Annotated in this window: 3 protein-coding genes and 3 pseudogenes; 1 reads left to right on the top strand and 5 read right to left on the bottom strand. The window is 74.6% G+C overall.

What is annotated here, in order from left to right; genetic code table 11:
- Positions 1 to 807: pseudogene (locus AC2W7J_RS17275) on the top strand (ATP-dependent helicase C-terminal domain-containing protein); the annotation flags it as partial.
- Between the two features lie 91 nt (positions 808 to 898).
- Here AC2W7J_RS17275 and AC2W7J_RS17270 read toward each other — a convergent pair.
- From AC2W7J_RS17270 to AC2W7J_RS17250, 5 genes and pseudogenes are all read right to left on the bottom strand, one after another.
- Positions 899 to 1,093 (bottom strand): annotated as a pseudogene (locus tag AC2W7J_RS17270) (VOC family protein); the annotation flags it as partial.
- A 238-nt stretch (positions 1,094 to 1,331) separates the two neighbouring features.
- Positions 1,332 to 1,775 carry an SRPBCC family protein gene (locus AC2W7J_RS17265; protein WP_485983923.1) on the bottom strand — a complete coding sequence of 148 codons (444 nt, stop codon included), beginning with the start codon at positions 1,773 to 1,775 and terminating at the stop codon, positions 1,332 to 1,334.
- Entirely contained in the window at positions 1,772 to 2,020 is a 249-nt protein-coding gene (locus AC2W7J_RS17260) for a hypothetical protein (protein WP_485983921.1), read from the bottom strand. The genes AC2W7J_RS17265 and AC2W7J_RS17260 overlap by 4 nt, the downstream gene beginning before the upstream one ends.
- Positions 1,971 to 2,657, bottom strand: a complete 687-nt coding sequence (locus tag AC2W7J_RS17255) for a hypothetical protein (RefSeq protein ID WP_485983919.1) — start codon at positions 2,655 to 2,657, stop codon at positions 1,971 to 1,973. The genes AC2W7J_RS17260 and AC2W7J_RS17255 overlap by 50 nt, the downstream gene beginning before the upstream one ends.
- A gap of 3 nt (positions 2,658 to 2,660) precedes the next feature.
- Positions 2,661 to 2,862, bottom strand: a pseudogene (locus tag AC2W7J_RS17250) (SPFH domain-containing protein); the annotation flags it as partial.

Raw genomic sequence — 2,862 nt, 5'->3', positions numbered from 1 at the left:
CCGGCTCGCCGCGGCCCTGACCCGGGACGAGGCGGAGACCGCGGGCTCCGGGCTGCGGGTCCGCGAGGTCCGCGCCGACCTGGGCGCAGGCGAGGCAGGCGCCGCGAAGGGGAGGGTGACGGCCCGCGAGGTCGACGCCCTCGGCGCCATCGAGCTCTCCTCCACGCCGTCCGGCCGGACCCCGAGACCGGGGCCGACGCCGTGCGTCGCGCCCTCGCCACCCGCGGCCTCGATCTGCTCACCTGGTCGCCCACCGCAGACACCCTCCGTCGACGCCTCGCCGCGCTCCACCACCACCTCGGCGACCCGTGGCCCGACGTGTCCGACGAGGCACTGGCCGCGCGGCTCGACGAGTGGCTCGGACCCGAACTGCAGCGAGTGGCGACGGGCACTCCCTTCGCCCGCCTCGACCTGACCGACCCGCTGCGTCGCCTGCTCCCGTGGCCCGAGGCGACCCGGCTCGACGAGCTCGCCCCCGAGCGCCTGCCCGTCCCCAGCGGGTCGACGGCAGCCATCACCTGGCCGCCGCACGACGAGCCCTCTGCCGCACCGGTGCTCGCGGTCAAGCTGCAGGAGTGCTTCGGCCTCGCCGAGACGCCTCGACTCGTCGACGGGAGGGTGCCGGTGCTCTTCCACCTGCTCTCCCCCGCCCGTCGCCCGCTCGCCGTGACCGACGACCTCGCGTCCTTCTGGTCCGGGCCCTACGCCCAGGTGCGCGCCGAGATGCGCGGCCGCTACCCCAAGCACCCGTGGCCGGAGGACCCGTGGACCGCCCCGGCGACGGCCCGCACGAAGCGCCGGACCTGAGCTTCGGCGTCAGCGACGGTCGGTGATCCAGGTAGTACCCGTCGGGGTCGTGCACCCGGACGTCGGTCAGCCCCCACGGACGATCCGTGAGGTCCTCGGCGAGATCGATGCCCGCGGCCACGAGCCGGTCACGCTCGGCCTGCACGTCGTCGACGACGAGCACGATCTCGGTCCCGCTCGGCACGTGCCGGTGCTCCGCCGGGCGGGCCGGCGACTCGACCATCCCGATCCGCACCTCGTCCCGCCCGACCGAGGCATAGGGCGGGTCGTCCTTGCGGCCGAGCACCTCGAAGCCCAACTATTCGTAGAAGCCCACGGCACGTCGATGTCCGCAGGGAAGATCTCGATCCTCAGCGTCGCTCCCATGCCGCCATCGTCACCGGCCCGGCGGGCTCACGCCAGCAACGTCCCGCTCGCCTGCGGCCAGGCCGTGCACAACCGGTAGCGGAATGGGCCCCTATCCCTTGGCGAACGGCGCGACATGCACCAGGACGACCTCTTGTGCTCGCCACCGGCCGGTCGGCTCACGCCAGCAAGGTCCGGATCGCCCGCCGATAACCGGGCGCCATGACCCGGGCAGCGAGCGCTTCGATCCACCGCAGCGGTCGCGGCAGCCAGGGCAGACGCACCGTCTGGCGCCAGGTGACGCGCGAGCCGTGACGAAGGGGGGCCACCGTCACCTCGATCCGGCCGCCGACGACCCGGCCGACCTTGTCGACGACCGCACGGCCGCTAGCTGCGTCGGACGGGGGCGACCACTCGACGACCCGCATGACGTCGTCGAAGCCGAGCGACCCCAGCGCGGTCCTGCCGGTGAAGCCGACGCCCGCCCCCAGCCGGGTCGCCGGCGGGTGGGGCGTCACCGTCGTCAGCGGGATGACGGCCGTGTGCCGATCGAGGTCCCACAGCCGTCGCCACGTCTCCTCGGGAGACGTCTCGGTCTCGACCCTGGTGCAGAACTCGCTCACGCGACCACAGTACGCAGCACCTCCGGCGCCCGACGCACGATCACGCGCTGCCCCCAGCCGAGGGTGAGGCGGTCCTCCTCCACCCCGTCGCCGAAGACAACGAGCCCCTCGGACTCGACGCCGAGCTCGAGGGCCGCGTCCGGCGCGAGTGCACCGGCGACGAGCTCGGCGCCGGTGCTCGGCGAGGGCCACGGCTCACGGACGAACCAGGTCAGCCGCGGCGACGTCGCCTCCGGCAGGTCCATCCCCGGCGCTGGATCCGCTGCAGCGAGGCGCACCAACCCGTCGAGCCGGTCCGGTGCCCACGATGACGCCCGAGGACGACTGCCGCTCGCGCCGGCCACCGACCGTGAGGGTGTAGCGCGCCGACTGGTGACCGGCCTGCCCGACGAAGATCTCGTTGAGCGCCAGCAGCCGCTGGCCGTCGTCGGCCACGGCCTCGACCATCGTCCGGTCGAGGGTACGGGCCGCGCCCCGTGCCACGGCGGTCAGCAGGCCGGCCACGTCGGACGCCCGGTGCGTCACGAGGACGCCGGCGTTGACACCGACCCGCGGGTCGACGCCGATGACCGGCTGTCCGTCGAGGTACTTCGCGAGGTTTGGCGACGAGGCCTCGGCCGACGGCGACGACGATGTCGCCGGCTCCATGACGAAGCGGGCCAGGTCGGCCCGCTCCACCCGGGCCCGCCGCCAGTCGGCCGGGATCGCCGCGGCGACGGTGGCCAGGGCGGCGTGCAGCGCCTCGTGGCCTGCGTCGACCTCGGCGAGCTCGCGCCCACGGGTGCCGAGGACGAAGCCGACCTGACCGCGCGTGCCGTGCCGGGCGATGAGCTCCTCGTACTCGCTCGCCCGGTGGGCGACGACGACCCGGGGCGTGGCCACCGCTCAGCCCTCCCCGGTCTGACCGGCGAGGCGGGCGAGCACGCTGCTCACGACATCGGGCGTCAGGACCAGCTGGTCGATCTGCGGCAGGTTGCGCGCGAGCTCCGCCATCGCCATGGCCATGAGGACCTCGGGCGCCACGCCCGCGTGGGCTGCCAGGCGGGCCCGCTCGGCCTCTGCGTCGGCCGCGCCCATCGCCTGCCGG

The sequence above is a fragment of the Janibacter sp. CFPM2_SD2 genome (assembly GCF_057364645.1).
The sequence above is the reverse complement of the archived record's forward strand: the minus strand, read 5'-3'. Positions and strand labels throughout refer to the sequence as shown.